Raw genomic sequence first — 25,648 nt, 5'->3', positions numbered from 1 at the left:
GGAGGCCGCGCTGCCTCGACGACTAAACTGAGTCCGCGGGGCGTGGATTATGCCGACCGGCAGAAGTCAAGGCGGACTCTCGAGATCCCCTCGCGAAAAGTAGACGACGTGCCGTGTGTAGCGGTGTGTGGGCAGACGGCCGCTCGATCTTCGTTGAACTCATGCAGCAAGGGCGATCACTCATGTCTGTCAATCCCGAAGTTTCAGCGATCCGGCCATTCACCGTAGCGTTCCCCGATGCGGAACTCGAGGCGCTTCGTGCGCGCATCGCGGCCACCCGGTGGCCCGACAAGGAGACCGTCGACGATCTGACGCAAGGCGTCCAGCTCGCCACGATCAAGGAACTCGCGAGATATTGGCTCGCGGAGTACGACTGGCGCAAGTGCGAGGCCACACTGAACGCACTGCCGCAATTCCTGACCGAGATCGATGGTCTCGACATTCATTTCATTCATGTTCGTTCGAAGCACGAAGCGGCCATGCCGGTCATTCTCACGCACGGCTGGCCCGGCTCGATCCTCGAAATGCTGAAGGTGATCGAACCGCTGGCCGATCCCATGGCGCACGGCGGGAAGGCAACGGACGCTTTCCATCTGGTGATCCCGTCGATGCCGGGACATGGGTTCTCCGGGAAGCCGACCGCGGTCGGCTGGGGCCCCGGTCGCATCGCAGGCGCCTGGGCCGAGCTGATGAATCGGCTCGGGTACCGCGAGTACGTGGCGCAGGGCGGCGACTGGGGTGCGGTGATCACGGATCTGATGGCCGTGCAGGCACCGCCGGAACTGATCGGCATCCACACCAACATGCCCGGCGCGGTGCCGCAGGACATCGACGCGGCGCTGCTGTCGGGTAATCCGCTGCCCGAGGACCTTTCGGACGAGGAACGGCGCGCATGTGCGCAGCTGGCCTTCTCCTACAAGCACATTTACTACGCCCTGCTGATGGGGTCGCGGCCACAGACGCTCACCGGGTTCGCGGATTCGCCGGTCGGTATGGCGGCCTTCATGGCCGATCACGACGTGCCGAGCATGGCCCTCATCTCGGAGGCCTTTGCCGGCAAAGCGGTCGGTCTGACCCGAGACGACGTGCTCGACAACATGACGCTCTACTGGCTGACGAACACGGCGGTTTCCGCGTCCCGGCTGTATTGGGAAAACAAGTTCGCGTTTCTCGCGACCAAGGGGGTAACCATCCCGGCGGCCGTGAGCGCCTTCCCCGACGAGCTGTATCAAGCCCCGCGGAGTTGGGTGGAACGGGCCTATCCCAAACTCATTCATTACAACAAGCTCGACAAGGGTGGGCACTTCGCCGCCTGGGAACAGCCGGAACTGTTCGTCGAGGAGGTACGCGCAGGATTCCGATCGCTGCGGTAGCCCTTGATCAGAGTTCCTCGATGCGCCAGGTGATGTCGAATGGCGCCAGCGCGTCGAGGAATTCGGCTGCGTCGAATGCCTCGGCGGCCGCGAGCGCGCCCGGTTTCACGGTGCCGTTCGCCAGCCGGACGGCCACCTCGATCGCCATCAATGCCGAATCCCGGTACGAGTGAACGCCACTCACCACGCCGCGCACGCGGCGACCGTCGGTGCCGAAGGCGTCGACGACCAGGTCGTAACGTAGGTCGGCACTGGGGGATTCGGGAAGCGAGTCGATGACGTCCGCGGTGAAGCCGCTGAGAGTGTCGAGGATGGACCTGGCGAGCACACCCTCGACGTAGGAGACGTTCGAGTGGCGCGGGATCGTCAGCACCGGCGGCTGCGGGAATTTCGCGACCGTGGTCGGCACGGTCTGGCCGGGAAAGGTCAGCTCGGCGTGGCGAGCCGTTGCGCCGGTACGGAATTCGCCGTCCGCGTAGTGCCAGCCGCCGCTGCGGAACCAGTCGAGGCTGGCGAACACCGTCTTCGCGCTGCCCTTGGAACCGTTGCCGTTGCTCTTGCTCAGGTGGCTGATGACCACTTCGGCCGGGCCGTCGACCCGTCGGGTCGTCAGATAGCCGAGCAGGTCGCCTGGCAGATTGCTGTCGGTGATGCCGGAGACGAGCGTGACACCGGCCGCCTCCGCGTGCGGGCCGAACTCGTCGAATACGCGCTTCAGGAAAAGCTGCTCGCCTGCCATGTCGGTGTAGTGCGCGCCCGCCTCGATCGCGGCGGCGAGCACTGCGGGGCCGTGGTCCACATACGCGGGGAGGCTGCTGATCACCACGTCGGCGCCGGCGAAGGCGGCGACGAGCGCGGCGTGGTCGGCGAGATCGGCGACCCGGATCGTCGCGTCGGGCAGTCCGGCGGTGTCGGCGGCGGTGCGCATCCGATCTGCGTTGCGGCCCACCAGGATCGGTGCGATGCCGCGGCGCCGGAGCTCGGTGAGCAGGTAGCCGCCGGTGACACCGGTTGCGCCGTAGATCGCGATCGCCGGGGTGGTCTCGGTGGAGTTCGTCGTTGTCATGGTTATAAAGTTATGGCCGGATGGTGAGCAAATGAATGGCTGAATTGCTCGCAACTATGTCTGAAACACTCAAGTGGGAGCGGTAGGGTTGATGACATGGATGTCCTCAGTGAAACCATCGCGGCGATCCGCACCGGGAATCCGACCTCGGGGATGTTCGTGCGGCACGCGCCTTGGGGCCGCGACTACCCCGTGGTGCCCGGCGCGGGTTTCCATGTGGTGCTGCAGGGTTCGTGCTTCGCGGTGCGGTCCGGCGCGGAACCGATCGCACTCGGTGCAGGCGATGTCCTGTTCATGCCGCGCGGCGCCGACCATCATCTGGTGGATCGACTCGACAGCCCGGTCACCGAACGAGCGCAACCTGGCGAGCCGCGCGAGATTCCGGGAACCGGCGCGCGGACCGCACTGCTGTGCGGCGCCTACGAACTCGGCAGGCAGCGCAGTCACCCGCTGCTGGACGAGCTACCCGAATTCATCCATCTCCCAGCACATCCCGGCCGCCACCCAGCGCTGCGCGCCGCGGTCGACCTGCTCGCCGCCGAGGTCGCCGCGCCGAACCAGGGCAGCGACGCCGCGCTCCCCGCGATCCTGGACATCCTGCTGCTCTTCATGCTTCGCGCCTGGTTCGACGAGCAAGCCGCGCGCGCCGAGCCGGTCGGCGGCTGGGCAGGCGCCTTCGCCGACCCCGCGGTGGCCGCGGCCCTGCGTGCCGTCCACGAGGCGCCCGAACGCACCTGGACCGTCCCGCACATGAGCGACATAGCGGGCGTCTCTCGCGCCACCCTCGCCCGCCGGTTCGCCGCCACCGTCGGCGAACCGCCCCTCGCCTACGTCACCCGCTGGCGCATGCTCACCGCCGCCCGCCTCCTGCGCGAATCCAACGCCTCGTTGGACAGCATCGCCCGAAAGGTCGGCTACACCTCGGAGTTCGCCTTCGCCAAAGCCTTCAAACGCGAATACGGCACGGCCCCAGGTCAATACCGCCGCGCCGAGGACAAACCGCCCCTGGTCGCGGTCTAATCGCGTATCGCCGGGGATGCGGTGGTCAGCGGTCGGTATACGTCGACCGGGGAAGCGAAGCGCCCCCGGTCGAACAGCAGCTGCGGATCAATCCATCGTGAAGTCGGCGAAGTCGAAGCCGGGGGAGACGAAGCAGCTGACGAGCACGTACTCGTCGCCTGCGGGGCGCGCGGCTTGGCTGACGCCGCCGGGCACCACCGCCTGCAGCACCTGACCGTGCTCGACATCGGGGCCGAGCACGATTTCTTCGCCGCCGATGTTCAGCACCAGCGGACCACCCCGATGCCAGAGCCACAGCTCGTCGGAGCGCACCGTGTGCGGCGCGGACTGTTCGCCCGGCATCAGCAGGAAATGGATCGCCGTCCCGCTCGACCGGCTGCCTTCGTACCCTTCCGGGGTGAATTCCACGGCACTGCGCCAGGTTTCACGGAACCAGCCGCCTTCCGGATGCGGGGACAGGTCGAGGGCGGCGGCGAGCGCGGGTCGGTTGTCGATCATGATTCGACTATGCCCGATCCGAGGGCGCGGCCGCCGGACGCGCGGGCGAAATTCAGGAGACCGGAACCGAACCGCCGGGTTACCCTCGCTGCACATGGTGGGTGTAGCTCAGCTGGCAGAGCGCCTGGTTGTGGTCCAGGAGGTCGCGGGTTCAAGTCCGGTCACTCACCCCAATAATGCGACATCGACCGTTGGCGGGTAGGTATCCAGGCATGGAAACGGCAGCTGCGCGCGGGGTGATCGAGGCGCACCGGGAGTTGCTCGGTCGGCTGCTGCCCGGCGCGACGTCGGCTGAGCTCACCGTGCACGAGGGCCAGTTCCATTACGTGGTGCTCGGATCGGCGCGGGTGGTGCGGCTGGCGCGCACCGAGGCAGCGGCGGCGCGACTACCTGCCTGTGCCGGTGTGCTGCGGGCACTGGCCGACATCGCCCTCGGCGTCGCGGTTCCGGAACCGCTCGCCGTCGCCGGGCCTGGTGAGCGGGTGCCGTATCTCGTCTTGACGCGGATCCACGGCGCGCCACTGGACTACGCCGTGACGCAGCGGCAGACGATCGCGGAAGCCGTTGCCCGGCAATGCCATGCGCTGCTCGTCAGGCTGTCGGTGGCAGGCCGCAACGACGCACTACGCGCGTTACTTCCGTCGACCACTGCCTGTCGCTGGCGCGAATTCGCTGACGGTGTTCGCGCCGAGCTGTATCCACTGATGGACACCGCAGGGCGGGAACGAGCCGAACGTGAGCTGGCCGCACTCGACTCGCTGCCACACCTGACCCGCACGATCGTCCACGGCGACCTCGGCGGCGCAAACCTCCTGTGGGACAACACAACCGGCCGACCCCAACTGCGCGGCGTTGTCGACTGGGACGATGCCGCCCTCGGCGACCCCGCCGAGGACTATGCCGCGCTCGGCGCAGGCTACGGCACACCGGTGCTGCGTGCCCTGCTCGAACTGGCGCACCCGGCCGACGGCGACCTCGCCGACCGAATCGCCGTCATCCAAGGAACTTTCGCACTCCAGCAGGCGCTGGCGGCCCACCGGGACGGCGACCAAGCCGAGCTGGCGGACGGCCTCGCCGGCTACCGGCTCAGCTGAACGGACTGTGCGGCCGCTCCAGCAGCTCGCCGTCGAGATAGATATCGACCTTCTCGTTGTAGAAGCAGACCAGCCCGGCGACCTTCTGGCTCTCCGGCAGCGGTGTCCGGTAGCCCCACACGTAGTCCTGGTAGTCCTTGTCGCCGACGCGGATGGTCCAGTAGTCGGCGGTGCCCTTGTACGGGCAGCTGGTGTGGGTGTCCGTCGGCCGCAGCAGATCCATCCGCACGTCGGTCATCGGCAGGTAATACCGTGCGGGCAGCCCGGTTTCGAACAGAATGTGCGGCGAGTGCGAGTCGGCGACGGTGACGCCGTCGATCTCGACGCGCACATGCCGCGAGCTGCCGAGGATGTCCACCCTGGTGTACGGATCGCGCGGATGGACGTACACCGGCTCGTCCTCCTCGAACCATTCGTCCATCTTGTTCCAGTCGAGCCGCACCAGATCGTTCAGCTCGGTCAACGGTGAATCGTGATAGCACAGTGCCGCGCCCGCCGCGGTGGCGCCATCGATGACCACGTCGTATTCGAGCGCGTCGCCACGGCTCGGGGACCGACGGCTGTTCCCGGTCGGCTCCAGTTTCGCGTGCAGATCCGCGACCGGCAGGTAGTACGTCGGATAGTGCGGACTTTCCCATACCAGCACCGGCCGCGTCGTATCGGCCACGAGCTGCCCGCCGAGATAGACCCGCACGCGCTTGTGACCGGCCTCGATCTTTACCCGCCCTCGCTGTACTTCGCCCATACCTCTCGACGGTACTCCCGGCAGGGCCGTCGCCTCACTCGCCGACGGTGACCGCTTCGGGCTCGGTCACGCTGTGCGGCTGTCGCGTAGCCGTTTTCAGCGCATCCAGCAGTTCGTTGAGATCGGTGTCGAGTTGGGCGAGCCGCGCGGTGTCGAAGCTGTCCAGCCGGGTGGTGAGTGCGGCGGCGAAGGCCTTGCGGGCCTGGGTGAGCCGGTTGCGTCCGGCCTGGGTCAGTTCGACGACGACGGCCCTGGAATCCTCGGTGTCCTTGCGTCTGGTCGCGAAGCCGTCCGCGACCAGCCTGCCGATCAGCGTCGTTGCGGCGGGCTGGGAGCAGCGGTCGATCCTGGCGAACTCGCTCACCCGCACGGCGCCGTGTTCGTCGAGCACCGCGAGTGCCCGCAGGACGGCGCGCGGCAGGTCGTCGCGACTGATCACCCCGGCCAGCCGGGTGAGCCTGCCCGCGGTGACGAGAAGATCGACGATGAGGTCATCTGCTGTGGTTACCTGAGCGTGCTGCACCGGTATATTATTACATAAGCTAACTATCAATGTGACGAATCCGGCCACGGCCGGAGACCCAGCGAGCGGGCTCGCTGGGTCTCGAGATAGTACTCAGGCGGTCTGCGGCAGCGGACGACGCGGCGTGCCGAAGAGCTGGGCAGTGCCATGGGCTCGTTTGAAGTACAGGTGCGCGTCGTGCTCCCACGTGATGGCGATGCCGCCGTGTAACTGGACCGTCTCGGCGACGATCGCGGTGAACGCCTCCGAGCAGTGCACGCGGGCGGCCCAGACGTCCTCGGCGACACTCGGGCTCTGCTCGGCGACCGCGAGCGTGGCCGCTGCCGAGGCGGACTTGGCCGATTCCAGCAGCACGTACATGTCGGCCATCCGGTGCTTGAGCGCCTGGAAGCTACCGATCGCCCGGCCGAACTGCACCCGGGACTTGCTGTACTCGACGGTCATCTCCAGACACCGCTCGGCGGCGCCGACCTGCTCGGCAGCCACTGCGGCCCAAGCGATCTCGCGCAACCGTGCCAGGGCAGGCGCGGCATCGGCAGTGCCGAGGCGCTTGGCGGCGACCGACTCGAACGCGACGGTGGTCAGCTTGCGGGTCGGGTCCATGGTCGGCGCTGCGGTCCGCGTCACCCCGGACGCGGCCGAGTCGACCTCGAAGAAGCCGCCGGGGGTGACCACGATCAGCATGTCCGCGCCGATGCCGTCGAGCACGTAATGTGCTGTGCCGGTGAGTGTTCCGTCGGATTCGGCGACTCCTGGCCGGTCCCAGCCGCTTTCGCCTGCCCAGCACACCGCGAGGGTGCGAGTGCCCTCGGCGACCTCGGGCAGCAACCTGGCGCACGCCTGCGCATCGCCGGACAGCAGCACCGCCTGCGCGCCGAGCACGGCCGACCCGAGCATCGGAACCCCGGCCAGCGTGCGGCCGAGTTCGCCGACCACCAGCAAGGATTCGACCAGGCTCGCCCCGAACCCGCCGTACTCCTCCGGCACAGCCAGCGCCGCCACCCCGATCTGTTCGCACAACAGCCGCCACAGCGCCGGGTCATAGCCCAGATCCGTCTGCGCCGCAGCACGCACGGCGGCAGGCCCGGCGTGCTTGGTGAGCAGCCCGCGCACCGAGGCGGCGAACTCCTGATGCTCAGTGCTCATGACTGCGCCTCGCTTGCGCTCGGCTCCGTCATGCGCACGGCGCGCTGGCACATGATTCGCTCACTTCGTTCGCTCATGACTGCGCCTCGCTGAGCGCGTCGGCGATCCTGGACCGATGCAGATCGGCTGTGCCCCAGGCGGATCGGAGCGCGGTGACCTTGGTCAGCCACAGCGACAAGTCGTATTCGGCGGTGTAGCCGATCGCGCCGTGCACCTGCAGCGCGGCCCTGGCCGCACGGTAGGCCGCGTTGCCGCAGGCGATCACGGCGGCGGACACATCGCGAGCGCGAGTGGCGGTGCCGAGGGTGAGCGCAGCACGGTAGAGCAGCGGCTCGGCCAGCTCCAGCCCGATCAGCACATCGGCGAGTTTCTGTTTGACGGCCTGGAACTCGCCGATCGGCTTGCCGAACTGCTTGCGCTGCTTGGCATATCCGGTGGTGGCGTCGAGCAGGGCCCGCCCTGCGCCGAGCAGCTGGGCGGCGCACGCCAGTGCGCCGGTGTCGAACGCGAGGGCAACGGCGTCGCGCACCGCATCGCCCTCGGCCACCGCCGCGTCGGCGGTCACGTCGAACAGGCGGCGGGCCGGATCGATCGACCGGACTATTCCGGCCTGCTGCCCGGCGGACAGCTTTGCGCCCTCCGCGAGCAGGATCACCTCCGCGGCATCGGCATCCACCGCGACGCCGTGCCGATCGGGCGTGGCGAAGGCGATGGTGCCGAGCGCGGCGCCCTCGGCGAAGCCGGGCAGCCAGCGTGCGGCCGGTGCCTGATCCGGAAGTGCTTGCAGCAGTGCGGGTAGCACGGCCGCGGTCTCGATCAGCGGGCCTGGCACCGCGGCGCGGCCGAGCTCGACGAACGCGACGACCAGATCGATCGGTTCGGCGCCGACGCCACCGTGTTGTTCGTCGATCGCCAGGCCGAGCACGCCCGCACCCGCCAACTGCTGGATCAGCGCGCGCCCCGGCCGCGGATCGCCGACCGCCCAACTGCGCACGGCCGATGGCGTGCGGCCCGCGTCGAGCAGCTTGCGCACGCTGGTGCCGAAGTCGAGTTGTTCGGGACTGAGCGCGAATCTCATCGGCTGCTTCCTCTCGGTAGTCCGAGCAGCCGCTCGGCGATGATATTGCGCTGAATCTCGTTGGTGCCCGCATAGATCGGCCCGGACAGCGAGAACAGATAGCCGTCGGTCCACGGTCCGGTTCGCTCGGCGTCGGCGCCGAGCACGTCGAGCGCGGTCTCGTGCATCGCGATATCGAGCTCGGACCAGAACACCTTGGTGATCGACGATTCCGCGCCGAGCTTGCCGCCTTCGTTGAGCCTGGTCACCGTGCCGAAGGTGTGCAGCCGGTACGCCTCGCTGCCGATCCAGGCGTCCACCACCGCATCGCGCTGCGCGGTGTTGGTCCGGTCCCCGGTGTCGAGCCAGAGATCGATCAGCCGCTGCGCCGTCGCGCTGAACCGGCCGGGGCTGCGCAGCGAGAGACCACGTTCGTTGCTCGACGTGCTCATCGCCACCCGCCAGCCCTCGCCCGGCGCGCCGATCACGTCGCGATCGGGCACGAACACCTCGTCGAGGAAGATCTCGGCGAATCCTGGCTCACCGTCCAGCTGCGGAATGGGCCGCACCGAGACGCCGTCCGCGGTGAGCGGGAACATGACGTAGGTCAGCCCCTTGTGCCGCTCGGCCTCGGGGTCGCTGCGGAACAGGCCGAAGGCCCAATCCGCGTAGGACGCACGCGAACTCCAGGTCTTCTGCCCGCTCAGCAGCCAGCCGCCGGTGGTGCGCCGTGCCGTCGAGCGAATGCCTGCGAGGTCGCTGCCCGCTTCCGGCTCCGACCAGGCCTGGGCCCAGATGTCGTCGCCGCGCGCCATTCTCGGCATGATTCTGGCCAGCTGTTCGGGCGTGCCGTGTTCGAACAGTGTTGGTGCAAGGAGGAATATCCCGTTCTGGCTCACCCGGCCAGGGGCGCCCGCGGCGTAGTACTCCTGCTCGAACAGCACCCACTCCAGCAGCGAGGCGTCCCGGCCGCCGTACTCCCGCGGCCAGGCAACCACGGACAGGCCGGCGTCGGCGAGGGTGCGTTCCCAGGCGCGGTGCGCCTCGAAGCCCGCCTTGGTGTCCATCGAGGCCAGCGGCTGCTCGGGCTTGTTCGCCGCGAGGAACTCGCGGACCTCCGCCTGGAATTCCTGTGTCGCCGTGTCGAAGTCGAGATCCACCTACGAAGCCCCGTTCTGTGCCGCGTCGCCGGTCGCTGTCGCCTTCATCGTTTTGGCGTTCATGCCGCCCAGCGAGTCGGCGCCGACTTCGGCGTTGTGCGCATGCGCGAAATGATGCAGCCCGAACACCGAGTCCATGCCTGCGCGCATGCCCATCAGGTCCTCGGCCTGGTTCACCGCCTTCTTCGTCAGCGCCAAACCGAATTGCGGCATCGCGCCGATCTTTTCGGCGAGTGCCAGCGTCTCGGCTTCCAGGTCGGCACGCGGTACCACCCGGTTGACCATGCCCCATTCCTTGGCCTGTGCCGCGCCGAATCGGTCACCGGTGAACAGGAATTCCTTGGCGGCGCGCGGACCCATCACCCACGGGTGCGCGAAGTATTCGACACCAGGAATGCCCATGCGCACCACAGGATCGGAGAAGAACGCGTCGTCCGAGGCGATGATCAGATCGCACACCCAGGCCAGCATCAACCCGCCCGCGATGCAGGCACCCTGCACCATGGCGATGGTCGGCTTGGGAATCTCGCGCCAGCGCCTGCACATGCCGAGATACACCTCGAGCTCGCGGGCGAAGCGCTGATCGCCGCCGACCTTGTCCACATGGTCCCACCACAGCGCCGCCTTGTTCGGATAGCGGATGTGGTGATCGCGGCCGGGGGTGCCGATGTCGTGCCCGGCGCTGAAGTGTTTGCCGTTGCCCGCCAACACGATCACGCCGACCTCGGGGTCCTCGACGGCACGTTCGAAGGCAGCGTCGAGCGCGTAGGTCATCACCGAGTTCTGCGCGTTGCGGTAGTCGGGCCGGTTCAGGGTGACGATCGCCGTGCGGCCGCGCACCTCGTACGTGACGACCTCACCCTCGTCCGGGATCGGTTCCGACATCACGAATTCTCCTCACGTAGTTGACGCTTGAGCACTTTCCCGGCGGCGCTGTAGGGCAGCTGATCGCGGAATTCGATGAACCGGGGCACCTTGAAGTTGGCGAGCACCGTGGTGGCGTGCGCGAGCACCTGGTCCTCGGTGAGCTGTGTGCCGGGCTTGCGGACCACGAAAGCCTTGCCCACCTCGCCCATTCGGGCATCCGCCACCCCGACGACCGCGGATTCGGCGACGCCGTCCAGCCGGGCCAGCGCCTGTTCCACCTCGGCCGGGTACACGTTGAAGCCGCCGGAGATGTACATGTCCTTGAGCCGGTCGGTGATCTTCAGATAGCCGCGCTCGTCGAGCGTGCCGACGTCGCCGGTGTGCAGCCAGCCGTCGGAATCGATGGTGGCCGCGGTACTTTCGGGATCGTCGAGGTAGCCGAGCATCACGTTGGGGCCGCGCAGCAGCACCTCGCCGTTGGCGGCGAGCCGCAGTTCGAAGTCGGCGATCGGGCGGCCGCAGGTGTTCGCGATGGTCTCCGCGTCGTCGTCGGCGCGGCACATGGTGCCGAACCCTGCGGCCTCGGACAGGCCGTAACCGGTGATGACAACGTCGAACTTCAGCTCGGATCGCATCCGTTCGACGAGTACCACCGGCACCGTCGCGGCGCCGGTGACCGCAACGCGCAAGCTGCTGAGGTCGAACGCGTCGCGGTCGGTGAAGTCGAGGATCGTCTGATAGATGGTCGGCGGGCCGGGCAGCACGGTGATCTTCTCCTCGCTCACCGCGCGCATGGTGGCAGGCACGTCGAAGGTCGCCTGCGGCACCAGGGTCGCGCCGGTGACCAGGCAGGCGAGGATGCCCGCCTTGTACCCGAAGTTGTGGAAGAACGGGCTCACCACCAGGTACCGATCGCTGCTGTTCAGCGTGGTGCACTCCGCCCAGGCACGCACCACCGCGAGCGCTTGCCGGTGCGCGACCAGGGTGCCCTTGCTGCGCCCGGTGGTGCCGGAGGTGAACAGGATGTCGGCGACGTCGTCGGGCCCGACGTCGGCAGCGCGCTGCCGAGCCGCGGCGAGCGTGACCGGCTCGGCGACGGTGGCCAGCTCGGACCAGTCCAGCGCGGCGATATCGGTGTTCTCGCCACCTTCGACGGGGATGACGACGATGGTGTCGATGGCGAGATCGGGTGCGGCCTCGTGCAATTCGACGAGCCGGTCCCTGCCGAGGAAGCTGCCAGCGATGAATAGTGCCTTCGCGTCGACTCTTCGCAGCACGTCGGCGGCCTCGTCGGCGACGTAGCGAGTGTTCAGCGGCACCAGCGCGGCACCCGCGTAGTGCGCGGCCAGCGCGGCGACCACCCAGTGATGGGTGTTCGGCGCCCACATCGCGACCCGATCGCCCGCCTGCACGCCGCGCGCGATCAGCGCCCTTGCCACCTCCTCGACCGCGGCGAGCAGCTGCGTCCAGTCCAGCCGGACCTCACCGTCGGCCAGCGCGGGGGCGGCGCCGAAGGTGCGCGCGGCATGCTGCAGTGCCTGCGGTGTCGTTTGAGCAGGGGTTGTCACGGTTGTCCTTACCTTCCGCGGCGGGCACTTAGGCAAGCGCCCTACAAAGCAAGTGCTTGGTAGGTTATCCTACCGGCGTGGGTGCGATCCAGACCTCAGAATCCGACACGGCCGCGCAGGGCGGGCGGTTTTCCGCGACGCAGGACGCGCAATTCGCGGCCGAGGTGCGCGAGTGGCTCGCCGAGAACCTGAACGGAGAGTTCCGCGAGCTGCGCGGGCTCGGCGGGCCAGGCCGGGAGCACGAGGCGTTCGATGAGCGCCTCGCGTGGGACCGGCACCTGGCCGCCGCGGGGTGGACCTGCCTCGGCTGGCCAACGGAGCACGGCGGCCGCGCGGCGAGCGTGCGACAGCAGGTGATCTTCCACGAGGAGTACGCGAAAGCGAATGCGCCCGCCCGGGTTTCGCACGTCGGCGAGGAACTGCTCGGCCCGACACTGCTCGCCTTCGGCACCGCCGCGCAGCAGGATCGCTTCCTACCAGGCATCCGCACGGTGAGTGAGCTGTGGTGCCAAGGCTATTCGGAGCCGGGCGCGGGCTCGGACCTGGCCGCCATCACTACTGCGGCGCAGCTCGACGGCGACGAATGGTCGATCAACGGCCAGAAGATCTGGACCTCGCTTGCCCATGTCGCCGACTGGTGCTTCGTGGTCGCGCGGACCGAGCGCGGTTCTGTTCGGCACAAAGGACTTTCCTACCTGCTGGTTCCGCTGCGGCAGCCCGGCATCGACGTGCGCCCGATCATCCAGCTGACCGGGACATCGGAATTCAACGAGGTCTTCTTCGACAATGCGCGCACGGCAGCGGATCTGGTGGTCGGCGCGCCTGGCGACGGTTGGCGCATCGCCATGGGCACACTGACCTTCGAGCGCGGCATCTCCACGCTCGGCCAGCAGATCAGGTTCGCCAGGGAGCTCGCCGACATCGAGGCGCTGGCCCGCCGCACCGGCGCCGCCGACGACCCGCTGATCGCGGATCGGATCGACCGGGCCTGGGTCGGGCTTCGGGTGTTGCGCGCCCACGCCATGCGCACCATGGAGGGCGTCGGCGTCGGCGTCGACGACGGCGGACAGGCCTCGGTCGCGAAACTGTTGTGGGCCAACTGGCATCGCGGCCTCGGCGAACTCGCCATGGCCGTGCTCGGTCCGGCGGGCCTGGTGGCCGACGAGCACGATCTCACCGAATGGCAGCGGCTGTACCTGTTCACCCGCGCCGACACCATCTACGGAGGTTCGAACGAAGTGCAGCGCAACATCATTGCCGAGCGGGTGCTCGGACTGCCGCGGGAGGCCCGCCCATGACCGGCCTTTCCGTTGCGCCGCAACCGGTTCCCGGGCACGGCCTGCTGACCGGGCGCGTCGCCGTCGTCACCGCCGCCGCTGGCACCGGGATCGGCTCCGCAACGGCGCGCAGGCTGCTCGCCGAGGGTGCCGACGTGGTCGTTTCCGATTGGCACGAGCGGCGTTTGGCCGAGACGGCGGCCGAGCTGACCGCCGAGTTCCCGGCGCGCAAGGTCGCCGCGATCGCCTGCGACGTGCAGAGCACCGAACAGGTGAACGCGCTCGTGCACGGCGCCGCCGAGGCGCGCGGCCGGATCGACATCATGGTCAACAATGCCGGACTCGGCGGCGAGACACCGGTGGTCGACATGACTGACGAGCAGTGGGACCGCGTTCTCGACATCACCCTGAACGGCACCTTCCGCTGCACCCGTGCCGCACTCGGCTACTTCCGCACGGCGGGCCACGGCGGCGTGATCGTCAACAACGCCAGCGTGCTCGGCTGGCGCGCGCAGCACGGTCAGGCCCATTACGCCGCGGCCAAGGCCGGCGTGATGGCGCTGACCCGGTGCAGTGCCATCGAGGCCGCCGCACTCGGCGTGCGGATCAACGCGGTCGCGCCGAGCATCGCCAGGCATGCCTTCCTGGACAAGGTCAGCTCGACCGAACTGCTCGATCAGCTGTCGGAGCGCGAAGCGTTCGGCCGGGCCGCCGAGCCGTGGGAAGTGGCCGCCACCATCGCGATGCTGGCGAGCGACTACACCTCGTATCTCACCGGCGAGGTCGTCTCGGTCAGTAGCCAGCGCGCCTGAGCGTCCCGCTGAAGGTCTGTTCGGACGGTCGCGACAGACCGGACGAGTGGCTGCGCACGCCTGAGTGCGAACGCCTTACGGCGTCCAGCGCACTGCGGGCAAATGGGCGGCTGATCAGGTAGAAAAGGCGGCGCCAGATGCCGTCGGGGTGTGCCATGCTGGGTGAATCGGATCCCGCACTCTCCAAAGGGGCGATGGCTATGGGCCTGGATAGCCCAGCTGCCCGCGAACAACTGGAACTCGACTTGGTGTGTGAAGTGGTGCTTGCCCGGCGCCGCTCGGACAGTATGGTGCTGGCCGCGCTCACGCTCGGCGCGGAGCTGATGGACCACGATTCCGAATGTGCGACCGCGATGCGGGCCGCGCAGATTCTCGAGCAGTTCGCGATCGACGAGGGTGCGGTCGTGCGCGATCCACGCGGCGCGTTGCGCGCCGATCTGGCGCGAGATCGCGAGCGCGCCAAACGACTCGGGCTCGGCCCCGACTATCGGGAGATCCAGGAGACCGATCAGGACCGGCGCAGGCATCGGCAGACCGCGGTGCTGTGCGAGGTGCGCGCGGATCTGCTCGATGTGGTGGCGAAGTGCCGCAAGTTTCGGTTCGACCGGGTCGCCTTCGACGAGGAGATCGCGCAGGGGCTCTGCGCCGCCACCGACAAGCTGGTGACCGGCGCCGACATGGAGACCTATCGGGCATGGCAGCGCGGCATGGTGCTCAAGTTGATCGAGGAGCCCGTGCCGCACGGCCCGCCGCGGGTGATGGCCACCGTGGACGCCGGGCCGGGTCGCGGGCAGCTCACCGTCGAATGGGACAGCTGCGAAAGACGACTCGCGCTGGTCGCGCGCATGGCGCGGGCAGGCATCTCGCCCGTGGTCATCTGCGACCGGCTCCTAGCCGATCTATCCGTATCCTCCCCGCTGCGTTATTCGGTGCGCTGAACCTGCTGGTGTCCGACACTCGTGCTCGCCACTCTGTACCAAGCAAACGCTTGGTTGTATTATGGCGGTTGTGACCGCACCCGACGCATCGAAATCAGCACGGCGCAATGAACTGCTCACGCTCGCGGCGCAGCTGTTCGCCGAGCGTGGACTGCGCGCCACCACCGTGCGCGACATCGCCGACGCGGCCGGGATTCTATCGGGCAGTCTCTACCACCACTTCGATTCCAAGGAGTCGATGGTCGACGAGATCCTGCGCGGCTTCCTCGACGACCTGTTCGGGCACTACCGCGAGATCGTCGCCGCCGGGCTCAGCTCGCGAGACACGTTGGAAGCCTTGGTACTCGCGTCCTACCAATCGTTCGACCGGCATCACGCCGCGGTGGCGATCTACCAGGCCGAGGCCAAGCGGCTGCGCACCGCCGAGCGGTTCACCTACATCGCCGAATACAACCGCGAGTTCCGCGAGCTCTGGCACCGGGTGCTGACCAACGGCGTGCAGGACGGCAGCTTCCGGCCCGAGATCGATGTCGAACTGGCCTACCGATTCCTGCGCGACACCGTGTGGGTCGCGGTGCGGTGGTATCAGCCAGGCGGCCCCATCACCGTCGACAACCTCGCCAAGCAGTACCTGACCATCGTGTTGGACGGGCTCACGGCGACCTAATCCGCGCGACGCGGCCCGTCGCGCTGTTCGCAAGCACACCACGTAGGAGTTCTCAGATGTCAGCACCAGCCGCCCGCCGCCCCTACGCCCCGCTGCGGGACGCCTACGTGATCGACGCCGTGCGCACCCCGGTCGGCAAGCGCGGCGGCGCGCTGGCCGCCGTGCACCCGGCCGATCTCGGCGCGGCCGCGCTGCGAGGTCTGTTGGACCGCAACCCGATCGACCCTGGCGCCGTCGACGACGTGATCGTCGGCTGCGTCGACAACGTCGGCCCGCAGGCCGGAAACGTCGGCCGCACCGCATGGTTGGCGGCCGGATACCCGGAGGAAGTCCCCGGCGTCACCGTCGACCGGCAATGCGGATCCAGCCAGCAGGCCATCAATTTCGGCGCGCAAGCCATCATGAGCGGCACCGCCGAGGTGATCGTCGCGGGCGGGCTGCAGAACATGAGCGCCATCCCGATCTCCGCGGCCATGTACGCGGGCAAGGAATACGGATTCGAGACGCCCTTCGCCGGCTCCGAAGGATGGGACCACCGCTACGGCAGCGCCGAGGTCACCCAGTTCCACGCCGCGCAGCTGATCGCCGAAAAGTGGGGCATCAGCCGAGAAGACATGGAGCACTGGGCATTGCGCAGCCACGAGCGGGCGCGCGATGCCATCAAGAACGGCCGCTTCGACAACGAGATCGTTCCGGTCGGCGACTTCTGGATCGACCAGGGACCACGCGAGACCAGCCTGGCGAAGATGGCCTCGCTGCCGCCGCTCGCCGAGGGCAGCCCGCTCACAGCCGCGGTGGCGAGCCAGATTTCCGACGGCGCCAGCGCGACACTGCTCGCCTCCGACTGGGCGGTACAGGAATACGGTCTGCGGCCGCGGGCCCGCATCCACCATGTCAGCGCGCGCGGCGCCGACCCGATCTTCATGCTCACCGCGCCCATCCCGGCCACCAAGTGGGCGCTCGAAAAGACCGGCCTCACCATCGACGACATCGACCTGATCGAAATCAACGAGGCCTTCGCGCCGGTGGTGCTCGCCTGGTTGCAGGAGACCGGCGCCGACCCGGACCGGGTCAACGTCAACGGCGGCGCCATCGCGCTCGGCCATCCCCTCGGGGCAACCGGCGCAAAGCTTTTCGCCACCCTGCTCAATGAGCTGGAGCGGATCAACGGCCGTTACGGACTGCTCACCATTTGTGAAGGCGGCGGCACCGCCAACGCGACCATCATCGAGCGGCTCGACCGCTGATCGGTGCTACCACTGCGAGCCGATGGACCGGTCGTGGTCGCGGTCCTCGCGGAAGAAGCGCTGGGTGCGGGCTAGGAGACGGTTGATCTCGGCGGTCATCGTCGCGGCGTCGAGCGGTCTGGCGACGATCGGATCGCCGGTCTTGACGAAGTAGCGGCCGTCTTCGTAGTCCATCCACCAGAAGCCGCGGCCGAAGGCGGGACGGGCGTCCACGGCCGACCCGGCGAAGACGGTGATCTCGCCGAGGCCGAGCCTGCGGCGCTTGAAGATCCGGTCCAGCTGCTGGGCCATGCTCACCTCGTAAGGTCGGCGGACGTGGCGTTCGCGGTCGGCGGCGACCTCTTCGCGGCGGACCTCGATCGGCGGATGGGTGCCGGGCGGCGTGCGCGGCAGGGCGGCGACCGCCCGCTTGGCGACCTGTGTTGCGGGACACCAGCTTACGATCACGTCCGCGCCATTGTCCGCGGCGTGGCCGGGAAGTTGGACGAGGGTCGCGCCGAGCCCGCCGCGTATTCCGGCGTGGAATCGGAAGACGTTCGACGGGGTTTCGCCGAAACCCTTCGATTCGATGCGGGCCTCCGGCTCCAGGAGCACGTCGAGTGCGCGCTCCAAATCCTCGGCATACCGGTTCATCAGCGCGTCGGCGGCGGCTTCGCGCTGCTGCTTGAGATCGCTGAAATCGACTGCCTCAGCGCGGTATTGCAGCGGGTACGGTAGTCGGTCACGGCCGTAGGCCGACCAGAGCAGCTCGAACTCGAGACCGGTGAAGCGCCAGTCAGCCATGCGTCAGTCGCTACCGAGGACCGGTGGCACCGCCTTCGGCAACGCATCCAGGCCGGTGACCTCGTTGCCGTTCGCCTGGGTGATCAGGTAGTCCTTCGTGCCGGACTTCTCCTGCTCGTCGTCCTTGCCCTTGCCTGTCATGCCCGGAGCCATGCCGGTTCCGGCTGCGCCGGGGCGGGCGGGTGTGCCGTCGGTACGGGTGACCGCGGCGGCTGGGGCGGCCGCGGGTTGGGGTGATCCCGGGATGCTGCGGCCTGGGTTTGGTGTGCCCGGGGTTCCCGAAGTTCCTGGTGTGCCAGGGATATTCGGGCGGCCGGGTGTTCCGGGGGAAGTGCGGAGGGGGCGCGACGGAGTAGGGGTTGCGGTGGTGAGATTCGAGTTGCCGGTGTTGGCGGTGCTTGGGCTGCCGGTGTTGGTGGTGTTCGGGGACGTGGTCGTCGGGATGTTCGACGGTGTCCCGGACTCCGTGCCCGCGGTGGTTGTGGAGGGAGATCCTGACGTCGACGGATCGGTTCCTGAGGCTTGTGTCGGATCGGTGGTCTGCTGGTCGGATGCCTTGGATTCCTGCTCCGTCGAGCCAGGTTCGCCGGTGGAGTTCTCCTGTGCCCCGGGAGAATTCGTGGTGCCTGGCGAATTCGTCTGGCCGGGTGCGGAGTTGGGCTTCGGCGAGTCCTCGACGATGCTCGGGGCGGCAGGCAACACCGGCACACCCTGATCGGTCTGGTTAGCGACCTGACCGTAGACCGTGCGCAAAATGCGCCGCGCCTCCTGCGTCGCTTCCTCTTCGGAATAGTCACCGGCTTTCATCGCACCGCTTTGCGGCAGCGTCTTGCCCATCAGATCCGGGCGCTGGGTCGCCTGCGGCATCAATGCCTGCGTCTGATTCAGCCCGGTATGCAGTTCCGACAGTTTGAAACTCACCAATCCCGTTGCGCTGGCCAGCGCTTTGGACTTCTCGCTGTAGTCGTTGACCGCCTTGGTCGCCGCCGCACCGGACTTGCCGGTCCACGCGCCGGAGATCGTGCGGGCGAACTCCCTGTTGAACGCCTCGGTGGCGCCGGTGAGATTCATGCTGATGTTCAGCCATGCTTGTGATGCTGCGTGCGCGACGCCGGGACGCATGGAATTCACGGCGTCGACCATCTGTGTCAGTGTCATCGAGTCGTAGTTGTCCGGGCCCGGAATCCTCGGCGGTTCGAACTCGCCGTCGAAGGTCTCATCGATCCGGCGGGTGAAGTCGTAGATGTTCTGCCGCTCGCGATTCCACTGCTCTTGGGCCGCGATGATGCGGGCACGGTAGTCGTCGTATGTCATTGCGGCACATCCAATCCGGTGAATTGGTCGGCCCTGGATTGATCTTGTTCTTGGAAGTTCGAAATTGCCTTGGCGACAACTTGTTTCGCAATTTTGACGGCGTCGATGTGCTGCTTCAGCACCGCGTCTATTGCTTGATCACTTCCGGTGGCTTTCAGCGAGAATTTCTCTTGCAGTGCAAAACTGGACGGGAAAGTCCCGAAGCCGGAGAGGTCTTTGACGTCGTCGACCGTCACCAGGATGCCGCCAAGTCGGTCTAGGTAGTCGTCGCATGCCTTGTCCAGACCACTGCCGACTTCCGGGTCCAGAGAAATTTCGCCGGCATCGGCTTGATCGAGAACCTTTTGCCATTCCGCGGGATCGACGCCAAACTTCATGCTTCCCCTCCGTCAGCTGCCAGGTAGATATTTGGCCAGGTCGTCGACGTGGTGCCGCACCTGAACGCACGGGTCTCCCTGCTTACCGATCTCATACCGGGTAATCACCTTGAACATGGCCGAGCCCTGAGGCAGTTCCACACCGATGTAGCACTTCAGTCGGTCACCGTCGCCGACGTCGAAGAACTGCACCGCGCGGCGCGAACCAACGGTCGCAGGTGTGAACGCCTCGTAGTCGGTCCGATGCTGAATGTCTTGGAGTGTGGGAGTCCCAGAGAAGACCGTCAGCTCGTACCACCGGGCAGTGGCACGCCATCCACAAACTTTCCAGCCATCGAATTTCACGCCCCCGGCGTCTTTCCGCTTGGTCGCGGGATCCAACCCGGTAGCCGAAACGGCCGAATCCGGAAGTCCACACGGATCCCACAGTCCAGCGTCAGCGTCTGCCGATTTCGACGGGGCAGTCGTGACAGCCGTGGTCCCGCTCGCAGTCGGCTTTCCCTCGGTGGGATCTCCACACCCCGCCGAAACCACCATCACACCGACCGCGACGACTAGACCACGCAGCACATTCCCCCTGCTAGTCATCCGTTCCTCACCGTCGCCGTTGTGCGCAATACAGACAGGTCCGGGCCGATTTCCGTGCCCCCTTGCAACTCCGATTGACGGTACGTTCCAGTTCACAACGTTGCAAGCACGCCAAGTGGGGAGCCGCCATGCCCTGGCGGCTCCCCACGGCGACGAGGTGAACGCCGTCAATCGGTCATCCGGCGGCCGGTTCCAGGATCTCGACCGGCTCCGGTTCCAGCTCCGTCGGCTTGCGATCCGGCCGAATGGTGAGGATCAGCACGGCCGCCCCGGTCAGCGCGATCAGCATGGTCCATACGGTGCCGACGTGCATCGCGTGGATGAACGCGTTGTCGGCGGCGTGCGCGAGGTCAGGCCGATTGATCGTGCCTGCCACATGCCTGGCCAGTTCGGCGGAGGCGCGCGCCTGATCCTGCGCCGGGCTCGGAATATCGGACAGCGATCCTTCGATCCCGCGCCGGTAGGCGATCGACATGATGGTGCCGCCGACCGCGATCCCGAGCACACTGCCGGTTTGGCGCACGGTGTTGGTGACGGCCGATCCGGCGCCGGCGCGCTCCAGCGGAAGGGTGTTCATCAGCGCTGCCGTGACCGGGCTGATGACCATGCCGATCGAGAGCCCCTGCACCAGCAGCACGACTTCGTTCCAGATGATCGGGGTGTGCAGGTCGAAGAGCCCGAAGCTGCCCATCGCGAGCCCGGCCACGACCAGTGCCGTTCCGGCGACGGGGCGCAGCGACCAGCGGCGGACCAGCCGCACGCCGAGCGGCCCGCCGATCATCACGCCGATCGCGGCCGCGGAACTCGCCAGGCCTGCCTCGAGCGCCGAAAAGCCGCGTGCCCCTTGCAAATAGAACGCACCGTAGAAGCCGACGGCGGTCATCGCGAAGAACAGCAGGCCGAGTGCGGCGTTACCGCCGCCGAAGGTGCGCTCGGCAAGGAGCCGTGGATCGAAACTCGGCTGCCGGATCCGCAATTCGACGAGCACGAAGGCGGCGAGCAGGATCAGCCCCGCGGTGATCGGTGCCCACACATCGAGTCGGCTCCACGAGGCCACCTGCCCGGCCCGGATCAGCCCGTAGGCCAGCGCCGCGAGCCCGCTGATCGACAGCAGTAGCCCGGCCGGGTCCAGTGGGCGCGGTGTCGGGCTGCGGAAGTTCGGGACCAGTGCGGCGATCCCGATCAGGCCGAGGACGACCACCGGCACGTTGACGAGGAACACCGAGCCCCACCAGAAGTGCTGGAGCAGCACCCCGGCCAGCAGCGGCCCGGCCGCCAATCCGACGCCGGCGGAGGCGGAGAAGAGCCCGATCGCGTTGGCCCGGGCAGGCCCGGTGAACGTCCAGGTGAGGATGGCCATGGTGGCGGGCATGATCAGCGCGCTGCCCGCACCCATCACGGCCCGTGCGGCGATCAATTGGCTTGCGTCGCTTGCGTATGCGGCCCAGACGGAGGCAGCGCCGAAGATCGCCATGCCTGCGATGAGCACGGTCCGGTGGCCGAAGCGGTCGCCCAGTGCGCCCGCGGTGAACATCAAGGTGGCGAAGACCAGCGTGTATGAGCCGGTGGCCCATTGCAATTGGGCCGGATCGGCGCCGAGTCCGCGGACCGGGTCGGCGAGGGTTTCGAACGTGGTGCTGAGGATGGTGTTGTCCAGCCAGATCAGCAGGGAGGACACCAGGAGTACGGCGAGGATCAACTGTTGCCGGGATTTAGGCAAGGTCGGAGGCGTGGTCATGAAAACCTTCGATACGATCGACAAGAACCTGACGACCGAAGTCTGAACGATCGTCAGGAACCTGTCAATCTCTGAGGAGGCTTCTGCCGTGGGCGGCAACCGGAACAAGCCTGGATCGCTGACCTTCATGGTCCGCAAGGTGTGGCTCGACATGCGCGCGGCAATCGGCGCCGAGCTCAAGGAATTCGGGCTGTCGACCTCGCAATACGCCACCCTGATGATGACGCAGGCGCATCCGGGCATGTCGGTCGCCGACATCGCCCGCGAGGTGTCGAGCACCCGTCAGGCCGCCAACGAAATGCTCGGCGGCCTCGAGGCCGAGGGTCTGATCGAACGCCGCCCCAACCCCACCGACCGCCGCGTCCACCAGATCCACATCACCGAGGCGGGCCGAGCCCGCTTCACGGAAGCCCGCAAAGCGGTGGTCCGCCGCGAAGCCGAGCTCGAATCCGCCTTCACCCCCGAGCAACGCGAGACCGTCCGCGACTGGATGGAAGGCATGTCGGAGGCCTGCCGCTTCGGCTGACCCCGGTGGCGGTATCTACTTCTCGGGCTCCAGAAGCACGGCGGTGCCGTAGGCGGCTACCTCGCTCATGGTCTGGGCGATCTCGTTGCAGTCGAAGCGCATGGCGAGGATGCCGTTGGCGCCGAAGGACATGGCGTGCTGGCACATCCGCATGATCGCTTCGTGGCGGGAGTGGTAGAGGAGCTGGGTGTACTCGGTGATCTCACCGCCGCCGAGCGAGCGAAAGCCTGCGGCGATGTTCGAGCCGAGGCCGCGGCTGCGCACGGTCAGGCCTGCGACCTCGCCGAACACCCGGACGACCCGGTGGCCAGGCACGTCGTTCATCGTCGAGACGAGGATCGGGAACTGCGGTCCCGGCTGCTGCTGCGGTGGCTGCTGGTACCCGGGCTGCGGTGGCGGGGCGTATCCGGGCTGCTGCTGCGGAAAGTTCTGCTGCTGCGGTTGCGGCGGCATCGGCTGGTTCATGAGCGGGATCGTACGGCCACGGCCGCACCGCGGCGAGTCACCGGGCTTGCCACCCGCGAATGCCCCGCTTCCCTGGTCGGGGCATTCGCGTCGGCCAGGTCAGAGCGTCTTGTGCAGTTCTTCGATCCGGGTGACCGCGTCGGCGACGATCCGGTCGATGAGCTCCCGGCAGGTGGGCAGGTCCTCGATGATGCCGGTGACCTGTCCCGCGGCGAGCACGCCCGCCTGGGTGTTGCCCTCGACCAGGCCCGCGCGCAGCAGCATCGGCGTATTGGCGGCCATGACGACCTGAGACCAAGTGAGGTCCTTGGTCTTTCGCATCGCCAGTCCATCGCGGACCAGGGTGGACCACTTCATGCCGGTCATGCTCTTGAACTTGGCGGCGTTGGCCACCGCGGCGGCGAGGCCGCGGGTGCGGCCCGAATGTTCCAGGCGCTGCACCAGTTCGGTGTTCAGCACACGATGTGGCATGCCGTCGACCTTCGTCGAGACCACGGTGTCCTGCAGCTGCCTGCGCAGGTACTCCTGCTTGACCGCCTCGGGCACGGTGCTCTCCTGGGTGAGCAGGAAACGGGTGCCCATCGCGACACCTGCCGCGCCGTAGGCCAATGCGGCGGCCAGGCCGCGGCCGTCGAAGAAGCCGCCCGCCGCGACCACCGGGATATCCACCGCGTCCAGCACCGACGGCAGCAGCAGCGTGGTGGCCACCGGGCCGGTGTGCCCGCCGCCTTCACCGCCCTGCACGATGACGGCGTCGGCGCCCCACGACGCCACCTTCACCGCGTGCTTGGCGGCGCCGATCGACGGAATCACCACCACGCCTGCGTCTTTGAGCTTGGCGATGAGGTCCTGCTTCGGTGCGAGCGCGAACGACGCGACGGCCACCTTTTCCCGGATCAGCAGATCGATGCGTTCGGGTGCGTCCGAGGCGTCGGCGCGGATGTTCACGCCGAACGGTTTCGCGGTGTGCGCCTTGGTCTTCGCGATCGCGGCCGCGAGCTCGGGGTAGGTCATGGTTGCGGAGGCGAGGATGCCGAGCCCGCCCGCCTCTGCGGTGGCGGAGACGAGGCTAGGGCCTGCCACCCAGCCCATGCCGGTCTGCACGACGGGATGCTCGATGCCGACCAGGTCGGTCAGCGCGGTCCGCAGCCTGCCGGTCATGACGGCACCTCGGTGTCGCGAATCGTCTTGGGGTCGAGCACATCCCGGATCAGCCGCAGCTCCTCGGCGGTCGGCAGCCTTGTCTCGCCCGCGTCGGCGAGACCATGGATCTCGAACGACGTGTTCGCCGCGACCTCGGCGGCGCTGACGCCGGGATGCAGGCTGCGCGCCCGCATCGTGTGGTCGGGGCCCTCGAAATCGAAGACGCCCAGATTGCTTACCACCCGGTGCAGGTGATGGAAGCGGAATGCCGGGTTGGCCGGATCGAGCTTGTCGTAGCCGACACCGGACACGATGTCGACGCGGTCGGTGAACACCCGAGCGGTGTGCCGCGAAACCCAGTAGCTGGTGGCGTGATTGATCGTATTACCCGGTGCTCCGCGCACTCCGAACATCTGCCTGGTCGGCTGCTGTAGCGCGCCGAACGCGGACAGGTTCTGATTGCCGTATCGATCGATCTGGTTGGCGCCCATCACCACATGCCGTCGGCCGGAGGCGACTACGTCGAACACCTTGCGGAACGGAATCCAGCCTTCGATCGGAGCCTTGCCGCCCAGCGGGGGAGTGTCGGCGAAAAACAATGCCTCACCGTCGGAGAGCAGCAGGTCGGGCTCGGTGGTCAGCTTCGCGAGTCGCGCCCCGATGATCGACATCGGCGACATCGGGCTCGCCATGATTTCCCCTGCACCACTGAAGATCTCCGCGCAGGCAACCGCGCAGACTTCGGCGCGGGTGATTGTCTCCGTGCTCATCGAGAACCCTCCTGTGCAAATTCGCGGACGGCCGCCTGGTACTCGTCTTCGGAGACAGCCAGATACTTCTCGACGAACTGCTGCCACGCCTCGGGCGTCTTCGCCGACTGCACATAGTGCTTCTGGAACTTCTCGTCTCGTCCGTAGCTGTCCCCGGCCAGCGTGAAATGCGCACCGCCGGGTGCCTCGACCACACCGTCCACCATCATCCGATTGAGCAGCAGCGACTGCAGCGGAACGGCTTTCACCAGCTCGTCGGTCTCGACGACCCGCTCCACCGACACATACCTGCGCTCGGCGGCCAGGCAGTACAGATCATCGAAGTACGGGTCGACGCCTGTATAGGCGGCATTGCCGTGTCGGTCGCCGATGTTCAGATGCACCAGCGCCGCATCGAGATTCAGCGCAGGCATCGCGATCAACGTCTCGGCGTGCCCCGCGTTATCCGGATACGGCGAAGTGACCGTGCGCAATTCGCCGTCCCAGAAGTTCGGCACATCGGACCCGAGCCCGGCGCGGATCGGCAGGAACGGCAGCCGGGCCGCGGCCGCCTCCAGTCCGCACTTGAGCATGCCCTCGTCCATTTCGCGCGCCACCAGCGCGCCGGAGGTGCGGGCGTGCGCGAACCACGGATCGTAGAAGGGCGCCGAATCCAGCGACACGAACCCGTAGTACGCCTTGCGCACCTTCCCGGCCGAGCACAACAGCCCGAGGTCGGGCCCGCCGTAGCTGACCACGGTCAGGTCAGTGATCGGTGACCGCAGGATGGCCCGCACCAGCGCCATCGGCTTGCGCCGTGACCCCCAGCCGCCGATGCCGATGGTCATTCCACTGCGCAACTCGCCGACGACCTCGTCGAGCGACATTCGCTTGTCTCGCATGACTT

At 67.5% G+C, this 25,648-nt stretch carries 27 protein-coding genes and 1 tRNA gene; 10 read left to right on the top strand and 18 right to left on the bottom strand.

Translation table 11 applies throughout. From position 1 onward, the window contains the following. Positions 1-182 precede the first annotated feature (182 nt). Complete coding sequence (locus tag ACGFNJ_RS36055; protein ID WP_393458933.1) at positions 183-1,373, top strand: epoxide hydrolase family protein; 1,191 nt, start codon at positions 183-185, stop codon at positions 1,371-1,373. Between the two features lie 7 nt (positions 1,374-1,380). Here the strand turns inward: ACGFNJ_RS36055 and ACGFNJ_RS36050 are convergent, their stop codons facing one another. Then, on the bottom strand, positions 1,381-2,439 hold the full coding sequence (locus tag ACGFNJ_RS36050) for a saccharopine dehydrogenase NADP-binding domain-containing protein (RefSeq protein WP_393458930.1): 1,059 nt from the start codon (positions 2,437-2,439) through the stop codon (positions 1,381-1,383). A gap of 96 nt (positions 2,440-2,535) precedes the next feature. Here ACGFNJ_RS36050 and ACGFNJ_RS36045 point away from each other — a divergent pair, with 96 nt between their 5' ends. After that, a complete protein-coding gene (locus ACGFNJ_RS36045; RefSeq protein WP_393458927.1) occupies positions 2,536-3,459 on the top strand; it encodes an AraC family transcriptional regulator in 924 nt (307 codons plus the stop codon). Positions 3,460-3,546: 87 nt separating this feature from the next. On the opposite strand, the gene ACGFNJ_RS36040 is transcribed toward ACGFNJ_RS36045, so the two are convergent. Beyond that, positions 3,547-3,957, bottom strand: a complete 411-nt coding sequence (locus tag ACGFNJ_RS36040) for a cupin domain-containing protein (RefSeq protein WP_393458924.1) — start codon at positions 3,955-3,957, stop codon at positions 3,547-3,549. 97 nt (positions 3,958-4,054) lie between these two features. On the opposite strand from ACGFNJ_RS36040, the gene ACGFNJ_RS36035 reads away from it, so the two are divergent. Together ACGFNJ_RS36035 and ACGFNJ_RS36030 are read left to right on the top strand one after the other, a co-directional pair. Further along, positions 4,055-4,130 (top strand) — tRNA-His (locus ACGFNJ_RS36035). 39 nt (positions 4,131-4,169) lie between these two features. Then, positions 4,170-5,051, top strand: a complete 882-nt coding sequence (locus ACGFNJ_RS36030) for a phosphotransferase family protein (RefSeq protein ID WP_393458921.1) — start codon at positions 4,170-4,172, stop codon at positions 5,049-5,051. Here the strand turns inward: ACGFNJ_RS36030 and ACGFNJ_RS36025 are convergent. The 7 genes from ACGFNJ_RS36025 to ACGFNJ_RS35995 all read right to left on the bottom strand — a co-directional run bounded on the left by ACGFNJ_RS36025 (position 5,044) and on the right by ACGFNJ_RS35995 (position 12,117). Next, complete coding sequence (locus ACGFNJ_RS36025; protein WP_393458918.1) at positions 5,044-5,796, bottom strand: DUF427 domain-containing protein; 753 nt, start codon at positions 5,794-5,796, stop codon at positions 5,044-5,046. The two genes, ACGFNJ_RS36030 and ACGFNJ_RS36025, sit on opposite strands and share 8 nt — an antisense overlap. Positions 5,797-5,830: 34 nt before the next feature. Continuing rightward, positions 5,831-6,319, bottom strand: coding sequence for a MarR family winged helix-turn-helix transcriptional regulator (locus ACGFNJ_RS36020; protein ID WP_393458915.1), 489 nt, complete (start codon positions 6,317-6,319; stop codon positions 5,831-5,833). Positions 6,320-6,412: 93 nt separating this feature from the next. Further along, positions 6,413-7,465, bottom strand: coding sequence for an acyl-CoA dehydrogenase family protein (locus ACGFNJ_RS36015; protein WP_393458912.1), 1,053 nt, complete (start codon positions 7,463-7,465; stop codon positions 6,413-6,415). Between the two features lie 73 nt (positions 7,466-7,538). Then, positions 7,539-8,543, bottom strand: a complete 1,005-nt coding sequence (locus ACGFNJ_RS36010) for an acyl-CoA dehydrogenase family protein (protein WP_393458909.1) — start codon at positions 8,541-8,543, stop codon at positions 7,539-7,541. Beyond that, positions 8,540-9,682, bottom strand: a complete 1,143-nt coding sequence (locus ACGFNJ_RS36005; RefSeq protein WP_393458906.1) for an acyl-CoA dehydrogenase family protein — start codon at positions 9,680-9,682, stop codon at positions 8,540-8,542. Before ACGFNJ_RS36005 ends, ACGFNJ_RS36010 begins: the two co-directional genes overlap by 4 nt. Beyond that, positions 9,683-10,567, bottom strand: a complete 885-nt coding sequence (locus ACGFNJ_RS36000; protein WP_393458903.1) for an enoyl-CoA hydratase — start codon at positions 10,565-10,567, stop codon at positions 9,683-9,685. Next, positions 10,567-12,117 (bottom strand): FadD3 family acyl-CoA ligase, encoded by a 1,551-nt coding sequence (locus ACGFNJ_RS35995; protein ID WP_393458900.1) that lies wholly within the window; start codon positions 12,115-12,117, stop codon positions 10,567-10,569. Before ACGFNJ_RS35995 ends, ACGFNJ_RS36000 begins: the two co-directional genes overlap by 1 nt. An 86-nt stretch (positions 12,118-12,203) precedes the next feature. Between ACGFNJ_RS35995 and ACGFNJ_RS35990 the strand changes: the two genes are divergently transcribed. The 5 genes from ACGFNJ_RS35990 to ACGFNJ_RS35970 all read left to right on the top strand — a co-directional run bounded on the left by ACGFNJ_RS35990 (position 12,204) and on the right by ACGFNJ_RS35970 (position 17,058). Next, on the top strand, positions 12,204-13,415 hold the full coding sequence (locus ACGFNJ_RS35990) for an acyl-CoA dehydrogenase family protein (protein WP_393459263.1): 1,212 nt from the start codon (positions 12,204-12,206) through the stop codon (positions 13,413-13,415). Next, a complete protein-coding gene (locus tag ACGFNJ_RS35985; protein ID WP_393458897.1) occupies positions 13,412-14,206 on the top strand; it encodes an SDR family oxidoreductase in 795 nt (264 codons plus the stop codon). Before ACGFNJ_RS35990 ends, ACGFNJ_RS35985 begins: the two co-directional genes overlap by 4 nt. Positions 14,207-14,361: 155 nt before the next feature. After that, entirely contained in the window at positions 14,362-15,144 is a 783-nt protein-coding gene (locus tag ACGFNJ_RS35980; protein ID WP_393458894.1) for a hypothetical protein, read from the top strand. Between the two features lie 61 nt (positions 15,145-15,205). Continuing rightward, on the top strand, positions 15,206-15,811 hold the full coding sequence (locus ACGFNJ_RS35975) for a TetR/AcrR family transcriptional regulator (RefSeq protein WP_069165400.1): 606 nt from the start codon (positions 15,206-15,208) through the stop codon (positions 15,809-15,811). 56 nt (positions 15,812-15,867) lie between these two features. After that, complete coding sequence (locus ACGFNJ_RS35970; protein WP_393458891.1) at positions 15,868-17,058, top strand: acetyl-CoA C-acetyltransferase; 1,191 nt, start codon at positions 15,868-15,870, stop codon at positions 17,056-17,058. A gap of 6 nt (positions 17,059-17,064) precedes the next feature. Here the strand turns inward: ACGFNJ_RS35970 and ACGFNJ_RS35965 are convergent, their stop codons facing one another. From ACGFNJ_RS35965 to ACGFNJ_RS35945, 5 genes are all read right to left on the bottom strand, one after another. Next, on the bottom strand, positions 17,065-17,841 hold the full coding sequence (locus ACGFNJ_RS35965) for an ESX secretion-associated protein EspG (RefSeq protein WP_393458888.1): 777 nt from the start codon (positions 17,839-17,841) through the stop codon (positions 17,065-17,067). 3 nt (positions 17,842-17,844) lie between these two features. Beyond that, positions 17,845-19,155, bottom strand: coding sequence for a hypothetical protein (locus tag ACGFNJ_RS35960; RefSeq protein ID WP_393458885.1), 1,311 nt, complete (start codon positions 19,153-19,155; stop codon positions 17,845-17,847). After that, positions 19,152-19,532, bottom strand: a complete 381-nt coding sequence (locus ACGFNJ_RS35955; RefSeq protein WP_393458882.1) for a hypothetical protein — start codon at positions 19,530-19,532, stop codon at positions 19,152-19,154. Before ACGFNJ_RS35955 ends, ACGFNJ_RS35960 begins: the two co-directional genes overlap by 4 nt. Positions 19,533-19,544: 12 nt before the next feature. Then, entirely contained in the window at positions 19,545-20,069 is a 525-nt protein-coding gene (locus tag ACGFNJ_RS35950) for a DUF3558 domain-containing protein (RefSeq protein WP_393459260.1), read from the bottom strand. Between the two features lie 226 nt (positions 20,070-20,295). Then, the gene (locus ACGFNJ_RS35945; RefSeq protein ID WP_393458879.1) at positions 20,296-21,858 is read right to left on the bottom strand and encodes an MFS transporter; all 1,563 of its coding nucleotides are present in this window, start codon (positions 21,856-21,858) and stop codon (positions 20,296-20,298) included. 88 nt (positions 21,859-21,946) lie between these two features. On the opposite strand from ACGFNJ_RS35945, the gene ACGFNJ_RS35940 reads away from it, so the two are divergent. Next, positions 21,947-22,384: a MarR family winged helix-turn-helix transcriptional regulator gene (locus ACGFNJ_RS35940; RefSeq protein WP_393458876.1), complete on the top strand. Its 438-nt coding sequence runs from the start codon at positions 21,947-21,949 to the stop codon at positions 22,382-22,384. A gap of 15 nt (positions 22,385-22,399) precedes the next feature. On the opposite strand, the gene ACGFNJ_RS35935 is transcribed toward ACGFNJ_RS35940, so the two are convergent. The 4 genes from ACGFNJ_RS35935 to ACGFNJ_RS35920 form a co-directional block, all read right to left on the bottom strand. Then, positions 22,400-22,723: a heavy metal-binding domain-containing protein gene (locus ACGFNJ_RS35935; RefSeq protein ID WP_218023404.1), complete on the bottom strand. Its 324-nt coding sequence runs from the start codon at positions 22,721-22,723 to the stop codon at positions 22,400-22,402. Positions 22,724-22,948: 225 nt separating this feature from the next. Continuing rightward, positions 22,949-24,010, bottom strand: a complete 1,062-nt coding sequence (locus tag ACGFNJ_RS35930; RefSeq protein ID WP_393458872.1) for an NAD(P)H-dependent flavin oxidoreductase — start codon at positions 24,008-24,010, stop codon at positions 22,949-22,951. Further along, a complete protein-coding gene (locus ACGFNJ_RS35925) occupies positions 24,007-24,762 on the bottom strand; it encodes a CoA-transferase subunit beta (protein WP_393458869.1) in 756 nt (251 codons plus the stop codon). The genes ACGFNJ_RS35930 and ACGFNJ_RS35925 overlap by 4 nt, the downstream gene beginning before the upstream one ends. Continuing rightward, complete coding sequence (locus ACGFNJ_RS35920; protein ID WP_393458866.1) at positions 24,759-25,643, bottom strand: CoA transferase subunit A; 885 nt, start codon at positions 25,641-25,643, stop codon at positions 24,759-24,761. Before ACGFNJ_RS35920 ends, ACGFNJ_RS35925 begins: the two co-directional genes overlap by 4 nt. Positions 25,644-25,648 lie beyond the last annotated feature (5 nt).

Origin of the sequence: Nocardia sp. NPDC049149 (assembly GCF_043197455.1) — a bacterium.
Lineage (GTDB): Bacteria > Actinomycetota > Actinomycetes > Mycobacteriales > Mycobacteriaceae > Nocardia.
The sequence above is the reverse complement of the archived record's forward strand: the minus strand, read 5'-3'. Positions and strand labels throughout refer to the sequence as shown.

Bases quoted from the DNA above. Each gene is read 5' to 3' on its own strand.
- ACGFNJ_RS36055 (WP_393458933.1), top strand. From the start codon at position 183: ATGTCTGTCAATCCCGAAGTTTCAGCGATCCGGCCATTCACCGTAGCG.
- ACGFNJ_RS36050 (WP_393458930.1), bottom strand. From the start codon at position 2,439: ATGACAACGACGAACTCCACCGAGACCACCCCGGCGATCGCGATCTAC.
- ACGFNJ_RS36045 (WP_393458927.1), top strand. From the start codon at position 2,536: ATGGATGTCCTCAGTGAAACCATCGCGGCGATCCGCACCGGGAATCCG.
- ACGFNJ_RS36040 (WP_393458924.1), bottom strand. From the start codon at position 3,957: ATGATCGACAACCGACCCGCGCTCGCCGCCGCCCTCGACCTGTCCCCG.
- ACGFNJ_RS36030 (WP_393458921.1), top strand. From the start codon at position 4,170: ATGGAAACGGCAGCTGCGCGCGGGGTGATCGAGGCGCACCGGGAGTTG.
- ACGFNJ_RS36025 (WP_393458918.1), bottom strand. From the start codon at position 5,796: ATGGGCGAAGTACAGCGAGGGCGGGTAAAGATCGAGGCCGGTCACAAG.
- ACGFNJ_RS36015 (WP_393458912.1), bottom strand. From the start codon at position 7,465: ATGAGCACTGAGCATCAGGAGTTCGCCGCCTCGGTGCGCGGGCTGCTC.
- ACGFNJ_RS36010 (WP_393458909.1), bottom strand. From the start codon at position 8,543: ATGAGATTCGCGCTCAGTCCCGAACAACTCGACTTCGGCACCAGCGTG.
- ACGFNJ_RS36000 (WP_393458903.1), bottom strand. From the start codon at position 10,567: ATGTCGGAACCGATCCCGGACGAGGGTGAGGTCGTCACGTACGAGGTG.
- ACGFNJ_RS35985 (WP_393458897.1), top strand. From the start codon at position 13,412: ATGACCGGCCTTTCCGTTGCGCCGCAACCGGTTCCCGGGCACGGCCTG.
- ACGFNJ_RS35980 (WP_393458894.1), top strand. From the start codon at position 14,362: ATGCTGGGTGAATCGGATCCCGCACTCTCCAAAGGGGCGATGGCTATG.
- ACGFNJ_RS35975 (WP_069165400.1), top strand. From the start codon at position 15,206: ATGGCGGTTGTGACCGCACCCGACGCATCGAAATCAGCACGGCGCAAT.
- ACGFNJ_RS35970 (WP_393458891.1), top strand. From the start codon at position 15,868: ATGTCAGCACCAGCCGCCCGCCGCCCCTACGCCCCGCTGCGGGACGCC.
- ACGFNJ_RS35965 (WP_393458888.1), bottom strand. From the start codon at position 17,841: ATGGCTGACTGGCGCTTCACCGGTCTCGAGTTCGAGCTGCTCTGGTCG.
- ACGFNJ_RS35960 (WP_393458885.1), bottom strand. From the start codon at position 19,155: ATGACATACGACGACTACCGTGCCCGCATCATCGCGGCCCAAGAGCAG.
- ACGFNJ_RS35955 (WP_393458882.1), bottom strand. From the start codon at position 19,532: ATGAAGTTTGGCGTCGATCCCGCGGAATGGCAAAAGGTTCTCGATCAA.
- ACGFNJ_RS35950 (WP_393459260.1), bottom strand. From the start codon at position 20,069: ATGGTGGTTTCGGCGGGGTGTGGAGATCCCACCGAGGGAAAGCCGACT.
- ACGFNJ_RS35945 (WP_393458879.1), bottom strand. From the start codon at position 21,858: ATGACCACGCCTCCGACCTTGCCTAAATCCCGGCAACAGTTGATCCTC.
- ACGFNJ_RS35930 (WP_393458872.1), bottom strand. From the start codon at position 24,010: ATGACCGGCAGGCTGCGGACCGCGCTGACCGACCTGGTCGGCATCGAG.
- ACGFNJ_RS35925 (WP_393458869.1), bottom strand. From the start codon at position 24,762: ATGAGCACGGAGACAATCACCCGCGCCGAAGTCTGCGCGGTTGCCTGC.
- ACGFNJ_RS35920 (WP_393458866.1), bottom strand. From the start codon at position 25,643: ATGCGAGACAAGCGAATGTCGCTCGACGAGGTCGTCGGCGAGTTGCGC.